The 14,881-nt window shown below is 42.6% G+C and carries 15 protein-coding genes; 6 read left to right on the top strand and 9 right to left on the bottom strand.

The genetic code is table 11. From position 1 onward, the window contains the following. Positions 1 to 24: 24 nt before the first annotated feature. Together ABWT76_RS05070 and ABWT76_RS05065 are read right to left on the bottom strand one after the other, a co-directional pair. On the bottom strand, positions 25 to 471 hold the full coding sequence (locus ABWT76_RS05070) for a hypothetical protein (protein ID WP_156331737.1): 447 nt from the start codon (positions 469 to 471) through the stop codon (positions 25 to 27). A 25-nt stretch (positions 472 to 496) separates the two neighbouring features. Beyond that, positions 497 to 1,081, bottom strand: coding sequence for a hypothetical protein (locus tag ABWT76_RS05065; protein ID WP_054466524.1), 585 nt, complete (start codon positions 1,079 to 1,081; stop codon positions 497 to 499). Between the two features lie 143 nt (positions 1,082 to 1,224). On the opposite strand from ABWT76_RS05065, the gene ABWT76_RS05060 reads away from it, so the two are divergent. The 4 genes from ABWT76_RS05060 (at position 1,225) to ABWT76_RS05045 (ending at position 4,255) form a co-directional block, all read left to right on the top strand. After that, positions 1,225 to 1,554: an Hsp20/alpha crystallin family protein gene (locus tag ABWT76_RS05060; protein ID WP_054466525.1), complete on the top strand. Its 330-nt coding sequence runs from the start codon at positions 1,225 to 1,227 to the stop codon at positions 1,552 to 1,554. Positions 1,555 to 1,875: 321 nt separating this feature from the next. Beyond that, the gene (locus ABWT76_RS05055; protein ID WP_054466545.1) at positions 1,876 to 2,841 is read left to right on the top strand and encodes a putative 2-dehydropantoate 2-reductase; all 966 of its coding nucleotides are present in this window, start codon (positions 1,876 to 1,878) and stop codon (positions 2,839 to 2,841) included. Between the two features lie 526 nt (positions 2,842 to 3,367). Continuing rightward, complete coding sequence (locus tag ABWT76_RS05050; protein WP_197285289.1) at positions 3,368 to 3,751, top strand: DNA adenine methylase; 384 nt, start codon at positions 3,368 to 3,370, stop codon at positions 3,749 to 3,751. An 18-nt stretch (positions 3,752 to 3,769) separates the two neighbouring features. Beyond that, positions 3,770 to 4,255: a hypothetical protein gene (locus ABWT76_RS05045; protein ID WP_199317431.1), complete on the top strand. Its 486-nt coding sequence runs from the start codon at positions 3,770 to 3,772 to the stop codon at positions 4,253 to 4,255. A gap of 466 nt (positions 4,256 to 4,721) precedes the next feature. On the opposite strand, the gene ABWT76_RS05040 is transcribed toward ABWT76_RS05045, so the two are convergent. The 4 genes from ABWT76_RS05040 to smc form a co-directional block, all read right to left on the bottom strand. After that, complete coding sequence (locus ABWT76_RS05040) at positions 4,722 to 5,027, bottom strand: DUF3007 family protein (RefSeq protein ID WP_190879845.1); 306 nt, start codon at positions 5,025 to 5,027, stop codon at positions 4,722 to 4,724. Positions 5,028 to 5,176: 149 nt separating this feature from the next. Beyond that, positions 5,177 to 5,398, bottom strand: a complete 222-nt coding sequence (gene ndhL / locus ABWT76_RS05035) for an NAD(P)H-quinone oxidoreductase subunit L (RefSeq protein WP_054466527.1) — start codon at positions 5,396 to 5,398, stop codon at positions 5,177 to 5,179. A gap of 255 nt (positions 5,399 to 5,653) precedes the next feature. Then, on the bottom strand, positions 5,654 to 6,661 hold the full coding sequence (locus ABWT76_RS05030) for a PRC-barrel domain-containing protein (protein WP_354635750.1): 1,008 nt from the start codon (positions 6,659 to 6,661) through the stop codon (positions 5,654 to 5,656). Positions 6,662 to 6,729: 68 nt separating this feature from the next. Continuing rightward, entirely contained in the window at positions 6,730 to 10,419 is a 3,690-nt protein-coding gene (gene smc / locus ABWT76_RS05025; RefSeq protein ID WP_354635749.1) for a chromosome segregation protein SMC, read from the bottom strand. On the opposite strand from smc, the gene ABWT76_RS05020 reads away from it, so the two are divergent. Both ABWT76_RS05020 and ABWT76_RS05015 read left to right on the top strand, forming a co-directional pair. Then, positions 10,411 to 10,581, top strand: coding sequence for a hypothetical protein (locus tag ABWT76_RS05020; RefSeq protein ID WP_354635748.1), 171 nt, complete (start codon positions 10,411 to 10,413; stop codon positions 10,579 to 10,581). The two genes, smc and ABWT76_RS05020, sit on opposite strands and share 9 nt — an antisense overlap. An 88-nt stretch (positions 10,582 to 10,669) precedes the next feature. After that, entirely contained in the window at positions 10,670 to 12,673 is a 2,004-nt protein-coding gene (locus ABWT76_RS05015) for a DUF262 domain-containing protein (RefSeq protein ID WP_354635747.1), read from the top strand. Positions 12,674 to 12,922: 249 nt separating this feature from the next. Here ABWT76_RS05015 and ABWT76_RS05010 read toward each other — a convergent pair whose 3' ends face one another. The 3 genes from ABWT76_RS05010 to ABWT76_RS05000 form a co-directional block, all read right to left on the bottom strand. Beyond that, complete coding sequence (locus tag ABWT76_RS05010) at positions 12,923 to 13,387, bottom strand: hypothetical protein (protein ID WP_354635746.1); 465 nt, start codon at positions 13,385 to 13,387, stop codon at positions 12,923 to 12,925. After that, positions 13,381 to 13,863 carry a hypothetical protein gene (locus ABWT76_RS05005; protein WP_354635745.1) on the bottom strand — a complete coding sequence of 161 codons (483 nt, stop codon included), beginning with the start codon at positions 13,861 to 13,863 and terminating at the stop codon, positions 13,381 to 13,383. Before ABWT76_RS05005 ends, ABWT76_RS05010 begins: the two co-directional genes overlap by 7 nt. Before the next feature lie 202 nt (positions 13,864 to 14,065). Beyond that, positions 14,066 to 14,842 carry a peptidylprolyl isomerase gene (locus ABWT76_RS05000; RefSeq protein WP_054466532.1) on the bottom strand — a complete coding sequence of 259 codons (777 nt, stop codon included), beginning with the start codon at positions 14,840 to 14,842 and terminating at the stop codon, positions 14,066 to 14,068. Between the last annotated feature and the right edge of the window lie 39 nt (positions 14,843 to 14,881).

Here is a 14,881-nt window from a genome sequence, read left to right as displayed (position 1 = left end):
AGAAAAATTCAGCCCGTACTTTGTTCAGTAATCAATCCCACTAATTTCAATCCAAGCTTGTCGCGCTGCGACAGAATCTCCTTGGTCTACCCATTTTTTTGCTACTTGAGCCGCTAAATACCCTCGATTAACTTCTCTTTGATAAGGCTCCGCGTCTCTTGCAGATATCAATTCATTATTAAGAAGGGATTGGCTGGCTTCCTCAAAATGCAATAATGCCGAATTATAATCACCCGCACTGCCTGCCTGTATAGCCCTAGTAACAAAACCCATAACATAAGGAGCTACATAACTTTTACCCCACGCATTTCCAGCAAAAATAGGAAAAGCAAGACAACTCCCATCAGAAGCAGTTCTACCCTGAGTATCGGCTCTTCGAGCATAGCAAGATTCCGCCATAACTCTGTCTGAGAATAGCATATGAGAAGCTAGTAACCCCGAAATCAGTAGAACAAATTTTACTTTTTTCATGGCCAAAGTAAGTATTTTTCAATGTTTAAAAACACGCTCTTAACTCTTTCCCCGGCTCCAGCCTGGGAATTTCTGCATGAGCAAACGCTTCAAAAGAATTGGGCGCCGGGGTGAGTTTGAGTTTCTCGTAATAGGGAATAATCACCTCTGTTAAAAAAGACTCGCGATCGTGAAATTGAATTTCGGCGGCGGTCAAATTCCCCGGTTGATGACAAATAGTGCTCCGCGCTGCGGTGCAAGCTTTCCCCTGCATTGCCGGAATCACCTCGTTTTCCAGCCCACTCAAACTCTGCAACAAGGTGCTTTTGCCTTGTCCCATGCGCCCAGTTACCCCAATATTCAGGGCTTTGCGGGAAAATCGGCTCTGGAGTCGGTGCAATGACGCTAGAGAAGAAGTGGCAATTTGCTCAAATTGGGCAAAGTCGAGACTTTTTAGCTTTGCCTGGGTCGCCGCGTCCCCCGACCAATACTCAAGCTGGCGATCGCGTTCTTGTGCCAAATTCTGAATCAAACCATACAGGGACGATAAGCGACTCTCGATATCTCCCAGCTTTTGGGCCAGCGGTTGACGCTGGGCGATAATGCTTTGGATTTCCTGGCTTTTGTTCATGCCAATATGCACCTGGTTTGCTAGGTAGGTAAACACTGCAAAATATTATAGTCTTGCCGGGAAGTCAGAAAGCAGGTTTTTAAGTTAATTTTTATTATTGCCAGGTATGCGATCGCTTAACCACCTATCCTGAATCGGAAAATGTGGCAGTCAATTTTGTTCCCCCAGCAGAAATCCAAGAAACCTCGACAACCGTTTACTTAAACCTAGAAATTCCCGGAATCAATCCCCAAGATTTAGATATGCAAGTCACCGTTGAAGCTGTCACGGTTAGCGGCGAAAGGAAATCTCAATTCACGGCGGAAGAAAAAGGCAAGTTTCGCAGTGAGTTCCGCTACGGTCAATTCCAACGAGTCATTCCCCAGCCAACTCGAATTCAGAATACTAAAGTAGAAGCTGAATATAAAAATGGTATTTTAAAATTGACCCTTAAGCAGAAGCCGAGCAACATAAAGTCCTCAAAGTCAATCTGAGTTAATCTAAATTAGATGCCGCACCCCGACCCCGGTTATCTGGGGCTGGGGTGTAGCATTTCAGGGGGTAGAAAAATTGTGGTTACTGTGGGGACTGAACGGGGCGATCGCCCGAAGAACCTGATTGACTAACTCTTGCTTTCTGGCTATATACTGGCTATATAATTAAACCAATAGCTAATAAATAATAGACAATTCTGGCTTTCCAGGGCTAAAAAAGCCACTCAGACGAGCGATAATTTTGCCCGGTTAGTGTCTAATGATAATATTCCCAGATATAGCCTATATATAACCATGAACATGAGCAATTTACCGGGTTTGATGACAAATCACAGTTATGCAATTATTGGCACAGGGGCGATCGGCGGATTTTACGGCGGTCTACTCCAAAAAGCCGGATTTGAAGTGCATTTTTTACTGAATACCGATTATGAGTATGTCAGAAAAAATGGTCTGGTAATTGAATCAAAAGATGGTGACTTTACTTTAGAACAAGTCAACGCTTATCAAAATGTCCAAGAAATGCCTCCTTGTGATGTAGTCGTGGTTGCCCTGAAGACTACCCAAAATCATTTACTGCCGCAATTGTTGCCTCCTTTACTCAAAGAAAATACCATGATTGTTTTGCTCCAAAATGGGTTAGGGGCTGAAGAATTTCTGGCAAACTTTATTCCCCATCACCCGATTATTGGGGGCTTATGTTTTGTTTGCTCTAATAAAGTTGGGCCGGGACATATTCGCCATTTAGACTATGGGGTGATTACCTTGGCTGAATATTCCCCCAACGGTCAACCCGCTGGGATTACGGAAAATTTACGGGTAATTGCTAGGGATTTTGAACAGGCACAAATTGCCACTATCCTGAATGAAGATTTAATCTTGACTCGCTGGAAAAAGTTGGTTTGGAATGTGCCTTATAATGGGCTCTCTGTAATTTTAAATGCTGACACTAATCAATTGATGGCCAATAAACATATTCGCCATTTGGCCGAAGATTTGATGCGAGAAGTGGTGGCTGGTGCAGCAGCTTTTGGCCGCACGATTCCCGATGTTTTTATTGAAAAAATGTTGGATCATACGGAGAAGATGAAGCCATATTTGACGAGTATGAAATTAGACTGCGATCGGGGCAATCCCCTGGAAGTCGAAGCCATCCTAGGCAACCCTCTTCGCATGGCTAAATTAGCCGGAGTTGATTTACCCCGTATGTGGATGTTGTATCAACAATTAAAATTTATTGATACCCAAAATTCCCGCTGTCAGCCACGATCCATTAATACCCATTAATACAGTGAGAGCAAATATTGACTAATATTCGTTCATCATAACCTAATTATATCCTATCAGCTTCATAAGTAACGTATGACCTTTTATAAAATGTATTACGGCGAAAAATCAAGTCTTAAATATAGCGATCGCGGCTTAACCTAAATGTTTCATTTTTCATTGATCTGTCTCATATATATGTCACAAAATATCTATTAGCTTGTAGGGTGCGTGTTTGCTCGCCATGAACATTAAATTATCACAAATTAACCCAATTCGAGCCGTAACGCACCATTTTTTCAATTAATTTGGCTGTGGTGGGAAGGGCGAGGAAATTTAAATGGCTGATTTATTTCCTAATCTCACTGTCCGCCTAACCCACCCTACGAAAATCTTCCCTATGCAAAATATTCACTATGAATGATTTTGTAGCATATCTACAAGAAAAATTAGATGAAAAGTTAGAAGAGGTGAATCCACCAGATGCGCCCAGTTTAATCGATTTACTCTAATTAGGAGATGATTACGCGATAATTACGCGATCGCCATGCAACAACTTTCCCTATTCGATCAACAAAACCTCAACCAAATTACTAATGTTTCCTCGGTTCCTCAAAGGAGTCCTTTTCGCTATCCCGGAGGAAAAACTTGGTTAGTGCCTCGAATTCGACAATGGCTAAATAGTTTACCGAATGTAGCCCAAGAATTTATTGAACCGTTTGCTGGTGGCGGAATTGTCAGTTTAACAGTGGCTTTTGAAAAATTAGCCAATCATGTGACAATGGTAGAGTTAGATGACCAAGTGGCAGCAGTTTGGCAGACTATTTTATCTAAAGATGCAGAGTGGTTAGCAGAGGAAATTATTAAGTTTGAAATGACCGCTGAAGCGGTGAGAGAAATCTTGTCAAATGAACCCAGTTCATTACAATAAAAAGCTTTTCAAACAATTGTGAAAAATCGGGTAAATCGAGGCGGAATTTTAGCCCCTGGTGCCGGGATGATTAAGCAAGGAGAAAAAGGGAAAGGTTTAAAGTCTCGCTGGTATCCAGAAACCTTGAAACGTCGGATATTGCAGATTGCTGAAATACGCGATCGCATTACTTTTATTCCTGGAGATGGTTTAGAAATTATTACCCAGAATATTCATCGGCATAATGTGGTATTTTTTATCGATCCTCCCTACACAGCAGCGGGGAAAAAAGCAGGGCATCGTCTTTATCAGTATGCTCAATTAAACCATGAAAAATTATTTCAATTAGCGAGCCAAATGGCTGGAGAATTTCTGATGACTTATGATGAAAGTCAAGCAGTTAAAGCCTGGGCAAATTTACATAGATTTGATTGGCAAACTGTAGCCATGAAAAATACGCATCATGCGAAAATGACTGAATTGTTGGTTGGTCGTAACTTAGATTGGTTGTCCGATAGATTTTAGTTGTCAGCCATATAGCTATTTTCTCCGCGAGTAAACCACAAATACCTGTAGGGGCGAAGCATTCCTGCGGTAGGGGCGAATGAATGGCCATTCGCCCCTACAATATTAAATTAAATACCGCTTGGGCTTCGCCCTAGCGTGGTTCAGTAACCTGAAAAACGCTGTATATAGCGGTTATGATCCGGATGAAGTACAGAGGTTTGATGGATTCCCGCATTCGCGGGAATGACAGGTTTTTTTGTACTTAATAACTCTGACAAGTGCTAAGTAAATTGTAGGGTGCGTGTTTGCTGGCCATGAACATTAAATTAGCACAAATTAACCCAATTCGAGCCGTAACGCACCGTTTTTTCAATTAATTTGGCTGTGGTGGGAAGGGCGCGGAAATATTAACTGGCTGATTTATTTCCAATCTCACTGTCCGCCTAACCCACCCTACCAAAATCTTCTACCAAAATCTTCACTTTTAAGATTTTTTCTCCGCTTCAATTTCTGCCTGAAGCTTGGCTAATTCTTCCGGGGACATTTCTTCTAACTGCTTCGTTAAAACCGCCTCTTTATACTCTTTAATTTGCTGATTCAAGGTCATCTGTTGAGTCAGGGCTCTAAACAAATAAGTCAACAGCCAGCCAACCACTCCCCCCACCAGGACAGCTTGGCTCCAAATTCCCGCTGATTGACTATCTAATCCGGCAAATTCTAAGGCTAAATAAACCAATCCACCGGCCAAAAACATTCCCAAACCAATGCCAATTACATCAATTCTACGCATAATTATTCAGAATAAAGTTATCAAAATTATCAAAATTATCATCAATGGTTTGAGGATTCAGTAATTTTATCTTTACTATAAGCAGGTAAAATCACTGAATCCTAAAAATTACCATGAAATTTTCACGACAACTTTCCCAGAGTCAGAGATTAGATTTCCCGGCGTTGAGGGCGAAAATTCAAAAATGGACTGAGTAATAACAATCCAGGGAAAAAGAAAAAGACCAAAAAGTACATAAAACCACGCTCAAAGGAGGTGGCAACATTCCAGCGTTGTTGTAAATAGAGATAAGTAGCAAAGGGAACCACAACCAAGTAAACCCCAGCCAAAACCAGGTATAACAGTGGAACTAGGAGAGTTGAGTCTAGCATTAGCTAAATACCATATAACTTCTGACTGGTGTTATTTTATATCAACTTCAGTAATTATGCTTTTTGATGTTATTTGTTGGTTGTTATTTGTTGTTTGTTGTTTGTTGTTTGTTATTTGTTATTTGTTATTCAATTCAACCAACAACCACCAACAACCAATAACCAACAACCAATAACCAACAACCAATAACAAACAAATAAAGTAGGGTGGGCAAATTTTGCCCACCCTACTACTTTGGAGAGTCTTGATGTTAGTTAATATCCCGGTTCTTCTTCATATTCTGGAGTTTTCTGTTTCTGTGGGATATTGACGCGGGGGGGTGTATAGGGAGTTTGCTCTCCTTCGTCGGCCCAAGCATCCGCTTCTACATCGGGATAGTCGTATTCTTGGGCATATTCTGGCTCACGGTAAGGATTTACCGGATCTCGATAATCTTCATAGCGATCGCCTCTACTGGCTTCATTCCAGTTATCTTCTTCCAGTTCTTCCTCATAATACATGGCTTCTGAGATGGGTTCGGGGACGGGAACTGGTTCCGGTTCATCCCATTCGTCTTCACTCCAAGCCTCTTCGACGACTCGTGCAGGCGATTCGCGTTCGCGATCCGCTTCGCGGAACCGCACTGGTTCTGGTTCTGGAATCTTGGCGCCGGTGCCCAATTGATTGTCAATGCGAATTTTCGGCGTGAGAAATTCTTCTTCGCGGTTCTTTTCCCAAGGGGCTTCCCCAATGCCCAAGCGTTCCATCACCCCGACGGATAATTGAGTCAAGCGGTCTTGAGCCCCTTCAAAAACAATTAACCGATTCGGGCCACTGCTGACAATTTCATCAATGGGCAATTCGTAGGTACTGAGCATTTGCTCAGGAATTTGGGGAATTCCTAATGACGCAATAATTAGAGAATAGAGTTCGCCTGTTTCTACGTTAAATTTAAACCCCCGAACTTTTCCCAATAGATCCCCGGTTTCCGTGATCACTTCGCTGCCAATCAGGTTGCTATATGCTTCCACATCGATATCTTCGATCACGTTTTCATCCTCGACGAGGATTACGTCACCAATTTTCTGGATGCTACTGAGCATCATAAACCTAGGCATACCGGCGAGAGAAATCAGGCTATCTCGTAAACCGAGCGCCACCACTTCCCGTCGGTCAATGTCTACCAATAGCTCCTTCACTACCCCGATGCGTTTGCCGCTATTACGGGTAATGACTTGAGTATTTAATATTTCGGAGCGTGGGCGGATTATTTCAGATGTCATTCTTGCTAAAATTCCGATCTCGAATTCTATAAAAGTTAAATTACGATCAAATTTACACCGAAGCATTCTTAGGAGGGAACTTTTAATCCCACCACTTGAGTATGAGCGCCTCGCGCTTGAGTTACCCCAATAATGCGTTCTGCGGACTTCAGCATCGGATTTTTGTGACTAACCACAATAAACTGTGCTTGCTGTGCTTGCTGTTTGATCATTTTAGCTAATCTTTCTACATTCGCCTCATCCAAAAACATATCTACCTCGTCAAAGGCATAAAAGGGCGAAGGGCGATAGCGTTGCAGAGCAAAGATAAAACTCAGGGCGGTTAAAGATTTTTCACCCCCAGACATGGAAGCCAACCGCTGCACGGGTTTACCCTTGGGATGTGCCACCAGGTTCAAACCACTATTAAATGGGTCGTCGGTATCATCAAGCTGTAAATGTCCATCTCCATCAGAAAATTCGGCAAAAATGTTGGTAAAGTTGCTGTTCACGGCGTCAAAAGCTTCTTGAAAAGCTTGTAACCGGGTGGTGGTAAAATTTTCGATTCTCAATAGTAATTCCGTGCGTTCATCTTCGAGGGTTTTCAGTTTAGACTGAAGTTCCTGCAAGCGATTGGTGGTTTGTTCATATTCCTCCAAGGCTAACATATTTACAGGTTCCATTGCTTGCAGTCGTTTTTGCAAGTCGCGGATTTCTTTCTGTAAGTTTTGCAGGGACTCGAAGATTTTGGCATTAATATCTTCAGGTACTTCTGGTAAGGGATCCGGTAAATCTGCTAATTTCAGTTCGAGTTCATCTTGCAAGGCTAGAAGTTGTTCTCGCCGTTGTTGCTGAGTTTCTCTTAGTTGTTGAATTTGCCAGTTGTTCTGTTGTCGAGACAGGTGCAATTCTCGCAATTTGGTTTCGGCTAAATCGCGAGCGGCTTTTTCTGCCCCTAATTTGGCTTCGATTTCCCCTAAAGCTGTTTGGGTGGCCTGAATTTGCTGGTTAATTTCTGACAATTGCTGACGCACTTTGTAAATGGCAATTTCTCGGTTTTTTTGCTGGGTTTGCTGTTGGGTTAACTGCTGTTTTCCTGCGGCGATTTTTTCCGCCAATCGCTGATAGGCAGAGTCTAAGTCTTGGTGATTTTTTTCTGCCTGGGTCAAGGCAGATTGAGCGGTTTGTAAGGCTTCTTCGAGTTGCCGTTGTTGGGTTTGAATTTGTTGCCATTCACTGTTTTTACTGGAATTTTCCAGTTCGGCTAGGGCTTGACGTAATTGGTCGATTTGGCTTTCTTTGGCGGGTAATTCGGTGGCTAATTGTTGCAAGCGGGCTTTGGCAGCGGTCAATTCTTGCCGATTGTTGGCTAGTTGTTGCTGCATTTGCTCAACGGATACAGTTAAGCCGTTGATTTCTTTGACCAGTTGTTGCACTTGCAGTTGCACTTCCCGCTGGACTTGTTTGGCTTGGATGAGTTGTTGCGATTGGGTTTTGACCGCTGTGTTGGCGGTTTCGGTGGCGATCGCGCATCGTTCTAAGATTTGGCTAATTTGCTTTAACCGGGCTTGTAATTCGGCGACTTCCGTGGAATCGGTGTTGTCTCCAGTGCCAAAATGCAGGGTGGAACGATTTTGGATGGTTCCCCCGGTCATTGCCCCAGAAGTTTCTAGGAGTTCCCCATCTAGGGTGACAATGCGAATTTTCCCCAGGTGCGATCGCGCCGCATCGAGGGTTTCAAACACTACGGTACTGCCGAAAACATAGGCAAAAATGGGCTGATAACGATTGTCACAAGCAATCAGTCTGACCGCATAGTCGATAAAACCGGGGACATTTTTCAGTCCTTCGTTGAAGTCAAAACGCCCTGGTTTAATCTTGTTCAGGGGTAAGAACGTGGCCCGACCTGCCCGGTTTTGTTTCAGCAGTTTAATTGCTGCGGCGGCTACTTCGTCATCTTCCACCACGATATTGCCTAATCTGCCACCAGCGGCAATTTCCAAGGCGAGTTGATAGCGCGGTTCCACTCGCCCCAGTTGGGCGACCAACCCATGAACCCCAGGCAGTTTGGCGTCCACGATCGCTTGACTGGCCCCACTACCGCTAGTTTCTTTGATGGCTTGGGCTTGGGCTTCCAGTTTATCCAGGCGTCGTTGTTTTTCCCGTTGTTCTTCCAGGAGGCGCTTTTGGGTGGCTTGTTGCAGTTGCAATTCGGCTTCGGCTTCGCTGAGGGCTTCTTCTAGGGCTTGGATTTGGTCAGTTTGACAGACCAGTTCTTGGTTTTGCAGTTGTTTGAGGCTGTCTTGTTTCAGGACAATTTCTGCCTCTGAGTCTTGGATGGTTTGTTGCTGTTTGGCAATTTGTTCTTCTAGCGATCGCTCTCTTTCCAGTAATCGCGCTTGTTCCGTTCTTTGGGGGTCGAGGGTTTTTTGCAAGGTTTCAATTTGCCGGTGCAGTTGGGTTTGTTGTTCTACCCAAGCTTGGTTAGCAGCGGCGATCGCCTGGGATTGCTCCCGACCTTGTTGTAACGCCACTGCCGCTGCATCCCGTCCCGTCCGCAAGACAGCGAGTTTGGCCTCAGTCAACTGTTGTTGTTCCTGGACTCGAGCAAGTTCTGCCTCATCTTCCTTGACTTTTTGCTCGATTCGTGCTATTGCGGCTTGGGTTTCCTGTTGGCTGGTGACAAGTTCCTCGTGCCGTTGTTGGAGTTGTTTTTGTTCCGCTTGTTGGTTGGCTTGGGTGGTTTGTAAGGCCAGCAGTTGGTCTTCACCCAAGGCTTTTACCTGGGCATTGAGTTCATTTAACTGATTGTTGGTTTGCTCAATTTCATAGTTAATCCGGGAAACTTTCAGGCTGAGTTCGCCAATGGTGCGATCGCCCGCTTCGATTTTTTCCCGCAATTCCCACTCTTGCTGCTTCAGTTGTCGCCATGCCAGAATGCTTTCCCACTTTTGCTTTTCCAGCAATTCCGTGCGAAGTTTTTGGTATTTTTCCGCTTTCACCCGGTCTTTGTCCAGGCGATCGCGACTGCGAATCAGTTCTTGTTCGACAATGTGACAACGGTCTTCCCGTTCTTTCACCTCATCTAACTTACTTTTGGCTTGGGCAATTTTGCGATCGAACGCCGCAACCCCCGCCAATTCGTCAATAATGGCGCGGCGATCCCTGCCATTCATGGAAATAATCGCGGTCACATCCCCCTGAAGCACCACATTGTAGCCTTCGGGATAGATGCGGAGTTCGTTCATCCGCTCGTGCAGTTCGCTCAGGGTGCAAGGTTGCCCATCCATATAATAAGTGGAGGTATAGGTGCCCTGTTTTGTCACCCGCAAGCGACGGCTGATACTCCATTCATTGCGGCGATTCCCGGAATCGCTACTATCGGCTTCGTTGGCTTCCGGGTCTTCTGTAGAGTCGGTTAAATTTTCTACATCGTCCGTTGTCTCATCTTCGGCTATGTCATTGTCCGATTTTGTGGCTTTCGTCTTTTGGGGGCGATCGATCCAGTCCTCTCCCAAATCAAATGTCACCTGAACGCTGGCTTCCACGGTACTATTGCGGCGCTGACTTTGATCGTGATTCACCAAATCGGGCAAACGTTCCGCCCGCATTCCCTTGGAGGTGGAAATGCCCAGACAAAATAGCATCGCGTCGAGAATATTCGACTTGCCAGATCCATTCGGGCCAGAAACCACCGTAAAACCGGGCAGCAACGGAATATTGGTCGTGCCACCAAAAGATTTAAAATTCGTCAGTTCAATGCTCTTGATATGAACCATTCAGTCTGGGCTGCTTGTTGGGTGATGACGTTGTTGATTATTTTAACAACTTTCTATCGGATGACATCGGAAATTATACCGATAAAATATATTCTGGCTCAAATCTTGTGGCGATCGGTCAGTAGGGGCGATCGGTTTTCCGGGGTCAATGAATCCCCATGAATCATGCTGAAAAATTTAGACCCTGAGTGGTATCGTCAAAGAATAGTGGCTCATCACAATAGTCAATCGTCTAAAGAAGCAGGGACTCATGCAAGCATCAGAAACAAAGCTGCAACAAGTAATTGAGGGAACAAAACAGTACCTTGTCCCCTTATTCCAAAGACCCTATAGCTGGAAAAAATCCGAATGGGAAGCACTCTGGAATGATTTGGTAGAACTTTGTGAGGCAGAGAATCCACGGCCTCATTTCATGGGTTCGATCGTCACCATGCCCACTACATCTTTGCCTGAAGGAGTCAGTAAGTATTTATTAATTGATGGACAACAACGCTTAACCACTGTTTTTATTTTGCTTTCTGCTCTCAGAGATATTGCTAAAAACTCTGAGAAAAAATTAGCGGCAGAAATTAATGATAGGTTTCTGACCAACCCTTATGAAGATGGCTTTGATTACTATAAATTACAACCGACACAGGTTGATCGGTCATCCTTTTACGAGATCATCAAGTCAGAGTCTCAAATCGAGCAAACGGCAATTTCAGAATGCTATAAATTTTTTTTAAAAAAACTTCGCAAAAAGCAAGCATCATTAGAACTTCAAAAAATTAAACAAGTTATTGGCAGTAATTTTTCTCTAGTTAGTGTTGTCTTGAGTCCAGATGATGATCCGTATTTAGTTTTTGAAAGTCTAAATGCGAAAGGAAGACCCCTGACTCAAGCAGATTTAATTCGCAACTATTTTTTCATGCGAATCGATACCAAGTCTCAAGAATCTGTCTATGCTCAATATTGGCAACCCATGCAGAATTTACTAGGTGATAATTTAACCGAGTTTATTCGTCATTATCTAACTAAAAATGGTGTAGTAGTTAAACAGAATGAAATTTATTTTGAAATCAAGGATCGAATTAACAATTATGATGCCTTCTCTTCTTTACAAGATTTATATATTTTTGCTGAATATTATGCCAAGCTGTTAAATCCTGAAGGAGAACCTAATCCAGTTGTCCGTAAATATCTACATCGATTAAATCGTTTCGATGTGGCAACGGTTTATCCATTCCTGTTAAATTGCTATGATGATTGGATGAAGTCTCGAATTACAGAAGCAGAATTTATTTCGGTTTTGCGAATTCTAGAAAATTTTATTCTGCGTCGTTTTGTTTGTAATATTCAAACCAGAGGACTTAATCGAATTTTTGCTTTGCTCTATTCCCAAGTAAGTAAAGCCACTGACCTAGGCTCTGATAATTTTGTGGAAAAATTAAAATTAATCCTGCAACATCGAGAATATCCAAAAGATGTAGTGTTTAAAGCAAAATTAGTGGAGGTGCAACTCTATGGCACTAATCGCTCTGAAAAAGGCAAACTTATTCTAGAATCTATTGAAGAATCTTTTGGTCATAAAGAACAGGTTTCTTTTGAGAAACTTTCCATTGAGCATATCATGCCACAAACTCCGAATGATTGGTGGAAAAAACACCTAGGAGAAGATTGGGCAATCGCCCATGAACTTTTGCAGCATACTTTAGGAAATTTAACTCTCACAGCTTACAATTCAGAAAATTATAATTCTGAGTTTGAAGTCAAAAAGAATAATTTTCAAAATAGCCATCTCGAAATGAATAAGTATTTTCAAGATCAACAATGCTGGCGAAGAGAGGAAATTGAAGAACGATCTCATTATCTCGCTGACATTGCTCTCAAGATTTGGCCTTACTTTGGTGATGAATCTGCAAAAAATACAGAGGAAAGAAGCAGTTTAACAGGAACAACTCCCAAGAAGCTTTACTGTTTTGGCGAAGAATATCCAGTGAAAAGTTGGCGAGATGTTTCAGAAGTGACTCTGACTGTAATAATTGATAATTTGGAGCCAGAATATTTTACAGAAGTTATACAGAAATTTCCTCGCTTTGTTGGCTGGGATGAAAAAGAATTTCGTAGTCCAAGAAAACTCAAGAATGGTGCTTTTGTTGAAGTGAATTTATCGGCAGAAAATATTTATAAATTTTGCCAGAAAGTCATAGAAACATTAGATATGTCCATAGATGACTGGAAAGTTGACACTGAATCAAAAAATGAAAATAAGTAAGCGGGGTGGTAGGGTGCGTTAGGCTCGGTATAAACTTTTGATGGCAAGAATTAATCTTGTTCGAGCCGTAACGCACCCTACCACCAATAATTAGGTTAATCGGTGCATTACTGATTAAAATTTAATGCTGCTTATGGTGCGTTACGGCGGACAGTAAAGATTAGTAGTTTTCTCTAAAATTTTCTCACCGCCTAACGCACCCTACGATTGACTTGGTTTTTTGGGTTATAATTCAATTAAATATTTCGATTAATTGATCCGTTTCATTATCACAACAACATTGCCATAAATTGCCCCGGCAAGTCCGGGTAAATTTTCATGTTCTATATCCTCGTCTTGCCCTAGCTTACTCGTCCATTTTCCATTCTCTAATTGCCTAGCGATATGTGTTGGCTTTCCATGAGAATCTGCATAAATGGCTATTTTTTGATATCCTGGTTCTATAGTATCATCTGCACAAACTTCATAGCCAATGGTTTGAGAAGCCTGCTGGAAAGCCTCTACAGTGACTTCTCGTGGTACTCCCTCTGGCCAATAATCGATATTTTGCGAATCTGGCCACCACCACCTTTGATCGTCACCCGCTGCCCAAGCGATACAATTGTAATCGATCGTATCAGGACTGGTAATTTCATATCCATTTGCTGATAAATTAGGAAAATCCCTTTCTATCCAAGCTTTTACCCTAGCAATCCAGTCCTCATTCATCACCATATATAACCCTTTTTTCTCCCCCAATTTAACCAAGCTTCGATCATTTCTTTGGTCTTTCCTCTCTGTTCGGGAAGCACTGGATCTTCACGAGTAATTGATTTTAAAGCCCAAAACCAGCGCCCAGAATTTTTTTCCAATTCCCGTAACAGCATCGGGATAACTTCACTCCCCATGCCAATGATTTGCTGATAAGCTGAGTGCATTGATAGTTGTTCTGTGGATGAAATGCCGCGAGTTTCTGTTTTCCATTGCTCCACAAGCTGATAAAAAGTTGTTTCCAACTCAGTTTTTTTAGCAAACGCCTCTGGTTCTATAATTTTACGCCAGTTAGTCGAAATATTATCCAAGTTGCTCTCACTTTCTAGAGGCATTAAAACCGCGATCACTTGTCCATTCCGAGTTAAAACTATCGGTTCTTTATAATTAGCCGATTCCGCCAGTGGATCTTGTGTTTCTGTAACTTCAATTAATTTCATAGGCGATCGCCTTGCGAATCATTACTCTACCCATCATTCTAACATAAATATCTTGAATATAACCCTTGGGCAAAAAAATGTTTAGATAAATGTTAATATAAAAAAATACTAAGTTAGAAAAAACGGGTTTCTGGAAAAGGTTGTCCTTATCAAAAATACACGCAGAAACCCGGTTTCTTAAACTTAGGTTAGGTTGGGAATATCAAGCTTCAACTTTTGGCGGTTCTATATGCAGTTTCACCGGCTGATTTTGTAATTGGAATTGCCACCATTGTTCAAATACTTGCTCTTCTAGATTTTGTTTTAGTTGTCCAGAAAGTGTGGCGGGAATCCGTTGTTCCAGTCGCAGAACACTGTATAAATTCTGAAATTCTACAGGCCCGACAATATCTCCCGGTTTGGCATCTTTGAGCAATTCACTAATTTGGTCTGGGAGTTGACCCAATGTCACCGCCCCCATCATGCCATTAAATAGGCGATCGCCGGTTGTGGAATGCTCTTTCACCAGTTTTTCAAATTGGGCAGGCTTTTTATCAAGCTGAGTTTTTAACTCTTCTGCCTTGGGTAAATTATCCACCACAATCCGAGAAAGAATCACTTGCTCAAATGAATCTTTATTTTGCTCAAAGATTTCTTGCACCTTACTATTGACGATCGCTTGTTTGAGCAATTCAAACTTTAATCCCGCTGTCACTTGTTTGCGAAAATCAACATAGTTAGTGCCTTGACTGGTCAGCCATTGGTCAAAACTTTGGGGATTTACCAGTTGATTTTGCAGTCGAAAATTGACGATCGCTTGTTCGATTTGGCTAGAGTCAACCTCCAGATCCGTGCGTTGGGCGACCTCTTTGGCAATCACGTGCTGCCGCAGAATTCGCATCAGAAATTGCTGCAAGTCTCCACTTGCCCGCAAATAACCCAGTGCTTGGGGTAAAGAGATGTTTTCTTCGCCAATCGTTAAAAAATTTTCCGCAGTCATGTTGAATTAAAACCTAGAGTACAACTAGGGTGATTTCAC

This window comes from Planktothricoides raciborskii GIHE-MW2 (assembly GCF_040564635.1).
Classification (GTDB): domain Bacteria; phylum Cyanobacteriota; class Cyanobacteriia; order Cyanobacteriales; family Laspinemataceae; genus Planktothricoides; species Planktothricoides raciborskii.
The sequence above is the reverse complement of the archived record's forward strand: the minus strand, read 5'-3'. Positions and strand labels throughout refer to the sequence as shown.

What these genes read in the sequence shown, in the direction of transcription:
- smc (WP_354635749.1), bottom strand. Translation starts at nt 10,419, where the DNA reads ATGGTTCATATCAAGAGCATTGAACTGACGAATTTTAAATCTTTTGGT.
- ABWT76_RS05015 (WP_354635747.1), top strand. Translation starts at nt 10,670, where the DNA reads ATGCAAGCATCAGAAACAAAGCTGCAACAAGTAATTGAGGGAACAAAA.
- ABWT76_RS05010 (WP_354635746.1), bottom strand. Translation starts at nt 13,387, where the DNA reads ATGGTGATGAATGAGGACTGGATTGCTAGGGTAAAAGCTTGGATAGAA.
- ABWT76_RS05020 (WP_354635748.1), top strand. Translation starts at nt 10,411, where the DNA reads ATGAACCATTCAGTCTGGGCTGCTTGTTGGGTGATGACGTTGTTGATT.
- ABWT76_RS05040 (WP_190879845.1), bottom strand. Translation starts at nt 5,027, where the DNA reads ATGCGTAGAATTGATGTAATTGGCATTGGTTTGGGAATGTTTTTGGCC.
- ABWT76_RS05030 (WP_354635750.1), bottom strand. Translation starts at nt 6,661, where the DNA reads ATGACATCTGAAATAATCCGCCCACGCTCCGAAATATTAAATACTCAA.
- ABWT76_RS05000 (WP_054466532.1), bottom strand. Translation starts at nt 14,842, where the DNA reads ATGACTGCGGAAAATTTTTTAACGATTGGCGAAGAAAACATCTCTTTA.
- ABWT76_RS05005 (WP_354635745.1), bottom strand. Translation starts at nt 13,863, where the DNA reads ATGAAATTAATTGAAGTTACAGAAACACAAGATCCACTGGCGGAATCG.
- ABWT76_RS05050 (WP_197285289.1), top strand. Translation starts at nt 3,368, where the DNA reads ATGCAACAACTTTCCCTATTCGATCAACAAAACCTCAACCAAATTACT.
- ndhL (WP_054466527.1), bottom strand. Translation starts at nt 5,398, where the DNA reads ATGCTAGACTCAACTCTCCTAGTTCCACTGTTATACCTGGTTTTGGCT.
- ABWT76_RS05070 (WP_156331737.1), bottom strand. Translation starts at nt 471, where the DNA reads ATGAAAAAAGTAAAATTTGTTCTACTGATTTCGGGGTTACTAGCTTCT.
- ABWT76_RS05055 (WP_054466545.1), top strand. Translation starts at nt 1,876, where the DNA reads ATGACAAATCACAGTTATGCAATTATTGGCACAGGGGCGATCGGCGGA.
- ABWT76_RS05065 (WP_054466524.1), bottom strand. Translation starts at nt 1,081, where the DNA reads ATGAACAAAAGCCAGGAAATCCAAAGCATTATCGCCCAGCGTCAACCG.